The organism is Terriglobus sp. YAF25 (assembly GCF_052113305.1).
Taxonomy (GTDB): domain Bacteria; phylum Acidobacteriota; class Terriglobia; order Terriglobales; family Acidobacteriaceae; genus Terriglobus.
In genome coordinates this window covers 1-4,774 of the sequence record NZ_JBFRCY010000336.1, presented here as the reverse complement: position 1 = coordinate 4,774, position 4,774 = coordinate 1, and the positions used below count along the sequence as shown (strand labels likewise).

At 60.8% G+C, this 4,774-nt stretch carries 5 protein-coding genes and 1 pseudogene; 1 reads left to right on the top strand and 5 read right to left on the bottom strand.

Annotated elements, in window-relative coordinates; all coding sequences use genetic code 11:
- Positions 1–14: 14 nt before the first annotated feature.
- The 5 genes from AB4043_RS14900 to AB4043_RS14880 form a co-directional block, all read right to left on the bottom strand.
- Positions 15–401, bottom strand: coding sequence for an EVE domain-containing protein (locus AB4043_RS14900; RefSeq protein WP_442301143.1), 387 nt, complete (start codon positions 399–401; stop codon positions 15–17).
- 68 nt (positions 402–469) lie between these two features.
- Positions 470–1,285: a glutamate racemase gene (gene murI, locus AB4043_RS14895; protein WP_442307395.1), complete on the bottom strand. Its 816-nt coding sequence runs from the start codon at positions 1,283–1,285 to the stop codon at positions 470–472.
- Positions 1,282–1,989, bottom strand: coding sequence for a GerMN domain-containing protein (locus AB4043_RS14890; RefSeq protein WP_442301141.1), 708 nt, complete (start codon positions 1,987–1,989; stop codon positions 1,282–1,284). The genes murI and AB4043_RS14890 overlap by 4 nt, the downstream gene beginning before the upstream one ends.
- Positions 1,986–2,651: an N-acetylmuramoyl-L-alanine amidase family protein gene (locus AB4043_RS14885; protein WP_442301140.1), complete on the bottom strand. Its 666-nt coding sequence runs from the start codon at positions 2,649–2,651 to the stop codon at positions 1,986–1,988. The genes AB4043_RS14890 and AB4043_RS14885 overlap by 4 nt, the downstream gene beginning before the upstream one ends.
- A 139-nt stretch (positions 2,652–2,790) precedes the next feature.
- Positions 2,791–4,185, bottom strand: coding sequence for a DUF1015 domain-containing protein (locus tag AB4043_RS14880; RefSeq protein WP_442307394.1), 1,395 nt, complete (start codon positions 4,183–4,185; stop codon positions 2,791–2,793).
- A gap of 185 nt (positions 4,186–4,370) precedes the next feature.
- Here AB4043_RS14880 and AB4043_RS14875 point away from each other — a divergent pair.
- Positions 4,371–4,774 (top strand): annotated as a pseudogene (locus tag AB4043_RS14875) (hypothetical protein); the annotation flags it as partial.

Sequence of the window (4,774 nt, the reverse complement as noted above, 5' to 3'; positions counted from 1 at the left end):
ACTGGCAACTGATCTTACTTCCCCTGGACCAGCCAGGTGAACTGCTCTTTGGTCAATGGCACTACGGATAGGCGGAACTGACGGAACATGATGGAGTCCGCGAAGAGAGGATTGTCCCGAATCTCGGCGAGAGGCTTTGGGCGCGCGATCGCTTTGACCGGCTTGATGCGGACGGCAGGATTCTTCGGGTCAGAGGCATCGACCGATACGACTTTGGCATGGCCGACGGCGGCTTTGCCGACGTTGGAGTGATAGATGACCAGGTCTTCGCCTGGTTTCATGCCACGCAGCGTGATCAGGGCCTGGGGATTCTTGATGCCATCCCATACGGTTTCACCGTCACGCTGCAAGTCTTCGAAGGAGTACGCGTCGGGTTCAGATTTGAGAAGGTAGGCAGCCATGGGGAGATTCTAGTTGCTGGTTGCTGGTTCCTGGTTGCTAGTTTCTCGCCAAGACTTCGTGGATTGGGCTAACCACCGAGGTCGAGTAAGTTGACTTCGGGCAGTGGCTGGCCGAGGAAGCGGGAGCCGAGGGCCTGGAACTTTTCTGTCGAGTCGGTGGCGTAGAAGGCCAGATTGCTCGATGGCTGGYCGGGTAAGGCGTGGAGCAACTCTGCCACTTTGCCGGCAGTGGTCTCTGCCGAGTCGATGACGGTGATCGGTTGCGGGCTCAGCTCTGCGAGAAGCCGTGTGATGAGCGGGCGCAGCAGTGGATAGTGCGTGCAGCCCAGAAGCACCGTCGAGGGTGAGAGTCCGGCTTTGGCGGCATCCGCGAGAGCTTCGGTGAGGTAGATGCGCGCCACTTGTTCGGTGACGTCGTGGTCGATCCATCCCTCTTCAACGAGTGGCACCAGAAGCGGACAGGCTTTCTGTGTAGCCTCGATGCCGACTGCTTGCAGTGCTTTGAGGTAGGCGTCTGACTGAACAGTCGCCTGGGTGGCCAGCACCAGCGTGGAACCGGAGGTAGCGGCTTCACGCGCAGCCTCTGCCCCGGGTTCGATCACGCCAAGAATGGGAAGGCTGGTGGATGCTCTGAGTTCCTCCATCGCGAGAGCCGAGGCGGTGTTGCAGGCGATGACAATCATCTCCGCACCGTGGTCTTCGAGGAACTTCGCGGAGGAGACGGCATAGCGCGCAATGGTCTGGCGGGACTTGGCGCCATAGGGAAGTCGGGCGGTGTCGCCCAGATAGGTATAGCGGGCTCCTGGAATCAGCGGCAGGAGTGCGCGCAATACGGTCAAGCCTCCGAAGCCGGAGTCAAAGACGCCAACATGCACGGCGGTCATGGTGTCTCTTTCGTTGATTGAAGGGTGGTGTCGCTAGAAGGATACACCCGATCAAGAGAGAAATGACCCGCCAATGTGGGCCTTGTTTTGCCATCCACGAGGAACCGGATCCGGCTGACTTGTGGAAAATTTGCGTGGACAGTACCCAGTACGGAGAGCACGGTCAGGGTCTCGACTTCGATCCCGGAGGGATGTGCATCAGAGAAGCTCTGCCGGAGATTGATCACGGCCATATACCCGTTTCGCGCAGCCATGTCGGTAAAGGCGGTGGGAGAGGGTGTCGTCTTCTCTTCGGTGCTTTTGACGGCGGCTTCGGGTGGTTTAGGGGGGGTGAGCGGAAGCGGAAGGAAGAAGACGTCGGCAATAGCGGTGCCATCGAACTTGAGAGGGTGGGGCGAGTCTGTCTGCCCGTATTCGCTGAAAAGCCGTTCAAGGATGGCGCGCAGGCGGATCGTCGGCTCGGTGGGCAGTGCGATCTGGCGGTCGTTGGGAGTAATGGTACCTGCACCGTCGTCTGCCAGCAGGAAGGTAACGGCCTCTGTCTGGGTCGTGGCGCCACTTGGCGCCTCAATGGGGGTGGCTGCGCTGGAGATGGAGTTCAGCCGGGTGGCTGTGCGCTGGTGGACCCGCCACAGATAGCCCGCCATGAGAACCGAGAGCGTCATCAGCGCCAGAAACAGGATGCGCTGGTAGCGGGGGATCATCGCACGGCCCCGGTGCCGGTGACGGCGTTTGGATGTCCTCGCCAGAAGAGCAGGGCTCCGGCGACGGCCTCCGCGACCCGCTGCTGGTAGGTGGGGTCCTGGGCGGTGGCGTCATCGAGCGGGCCAAGCTCGATTGCAACCGCGGGGCAGGTGAAGGAATCGAGTTCGGCCAGCCAGGTGCGGTTGTTAGTGACGGGCGTACGGGAGCGGGAAATCGCTGCCTGCAGCTCTGAGGCGAGGCGAAGCGAACGTGTGACCCATGGCGCCTGGGCTTCATTCCAGAGGACAGGCTTGGAGCCCTGGAGAGCCGGTTCGGTCTCCGGAAGCGCGGAGGTGAAAAGGTGGACTCCAGCTGCATTGCCGGATGCATGCAGCGAGAGACAGGCTATGGCCCCGGAGCGGTTGGCGAGCTCAACCCGGCCGTCACCGGTGAGATTGGCCGCATCATCCGGTGTTGTGTGCGTCAGAACAACTTTGAAGCCGCGGACGATCAGCAGGGATTGCAGGCGGTTAGCGAAGGCGATGGTCACTTCGCGTTCGGGGAGCTTTTCCGTGAGCCGTGCACCGGTATCCGGACCACCGTGAGCTGCGTCGAGAAGAATAATGGGGGGCTGTTGTGCAGGGGTTTGCGCGCGGGCGGCGGGCAGCAGGAGAGCTGCCACAGCCGCCGCCGCGAACAACGCGGGTTTGGAGCATTTTTTCTGCCGGTGCAGAGTAGGGCTTCCACATCGATGGGCGTTTTCCGCAATGAAAACGCCGCTGCACTCCTCTGTCGGGATACCCAGCAACAGGAAAAATGCTCTAGTCCAAGGCATAGATGGCAAGACCGCTCAGCAACTTCGGATAGAAGTCCGTGGACTTCTGCGGCATGACTTCGTTCGCGAAGGCGACATCCCGGAGCTGTTGCAATGTAACCGGCTTGGTAAGGAAGGCGACGTCCGCCTCTCCTTTATTCACCAGGTCCACGGCCTCGGATGCTTCGCGAAGGTACTTTACGTTGCCCAGCTTCGTCACCTGTTCCTGCGAAAGACCGAGGATCTGCGCAAAAAGCAGGCCGTGGAGCTGGACGACATCGAGCTGGCGCTGGCGCGGAGAAAACTCCTGCAGCTTCGGAGCAATGGCGTCAGATTTTGCAGTGAGCAGCCAGCTTCCACGGGCGGTCACCGCGACGAAGGCTACGCCTTCGGTCGCATCGAGCGCAGCCTTGAGGGCGACGTGGTTGCTGCCGTTCAGCGGAGCGGCGTCAAAGTACGGAGAGGCCTCGGCGAGCAAGTCGTCTGCCGAGAAGTTCTGCAGGCCGTTGAGCACGCGGTGCGTCGGCAGAATGGTGATTCCGGGCGCCGCCATATTGACGAAGGTCATCATCATGGCTGCTTCGGGGTAGGCCGGCGTGGGCAGGTCGGTGGCGGTGACATGCAGCTTTTCTGCCTCATCGGCGCCTGCGGTCTCAGAGCCCGGAGCAGGATTGAAGGGCAGACCTAGCTCGGCAGCGCGCTCCTTGGAATAGGCGACCGAGGTCTCGTAACGGTGATGCCCGTCGGCGATGATGAGCTTCTTGTCCTGCATAGCGCCGACGATGATGCGGATCAGGGACGGGTCAGTGATCTTCCAGAGCTTGTGGAGGACCCCATAGTCGTCGACGACGGCCTGATCGGGCGCGGGACCGTTCTCAAAAAGAAGACGTTCCACGCTGAAGCCGGGGTCGTTGTAGAGCATGTAGATCTGCTCGCAGTAGGCACGGGTCGCTTTGAACAAGGCCAGAYGATCAGACTTGTGTTTTGGGAAGGTCTGTTCGTGGCGATAGACAACCTGATCGGCGTAGTCGTAGAGGTGGCCGAGGGCGATAAAGCCGCGGCGCTCGCGTGTTTCGGTGGTGCCGGGGACGGTATAGACCTGCGAGTAACCGTAGATAGCCGGTTCCGCCTCYTCGACCAGCACCTGGTCCTTGCGCCAGGCGTTGAGGGTGTCGGCGGCGCGGGTGTAGACGTTCTCTCCCTCTTCGGTATCGCCGGGGAAGTGTTTACCCAGGATCACACGGATGAGATTCAGCGGGTTCCTCGCGTAGTAGCGGTCCTGCATCTCCGGGGTGATCTTGTCATAAGGCTGGGTGACGACATCCTCCAGCTTGACCTTGGCGGGGTTATAACGGAAGGCGCGGAACGGATAAATGCGAGCCATGCGTGCGGAAGGCGACACTCCAATCTTTAGGTTCTAGGAGAGATTGTACTTGGGGGAGGCTGGGGCCTGCGGCCGGGGTGGAATGGTTGAATTGTTGAATAGTTGAATAGTCAAGGCTGCGATGGAGAGCCGGTTTTCCCCAATCTGCTCTCTCGGAATGACATTTTGTTGACAGTGCGGGGGCCGGTTTTCCCGATCATGGAATGAGAGGCTGCGATTTCATCGGGGGATGCGTCAAACAGGAAAACGGTGGATTACACTCGTACTTCCCGGAGATGATCTTCGGAACGAGGCTAACGGTGGCGGGTCTGGGGCTCAAGGGTCGGCTGAAGCGTGGGCAGCGCGTATGGCGCCGCCTGGCAGTGCTGCTCGTGATGGGTATAGCGCTGTGCGGGAGTGTGTGGGCACAGGAGAATCCCCTGGGAGACGTGAATACCGCGGTGCCTCCGCCGCCAAAGCCGCCGGTTGAGCCGAAAAAAGTGATTGAGGGTGGGGAGAACGTCGCCCGTGAGGCGGCTTCCGCGCCGCGGGGCGCCAGCATCCGTGTCTCGGTCAACCTTGTACTGGTACCGATGACGGTAACCGACCCGATGAACCGCCTGGTGAC

Bases quoted from the DNA above. Each gene is read 5' to 3' on its own strand.
- AB4043_RS14890 (WP_442301141.1), bottom strand. From the start codon at position 1,989: ATGATCCCCCGCTACCAGCGCATCCTGTTTCTGGCGCTGATGACGCTC.
- AB4043_RS14900 (WP_442301143.1), bottom strand. From the start codon at position 401: ATGGCTGCCTACCTTCTCAAATCTGAACCCGACGCGTACTCCTTCGAA.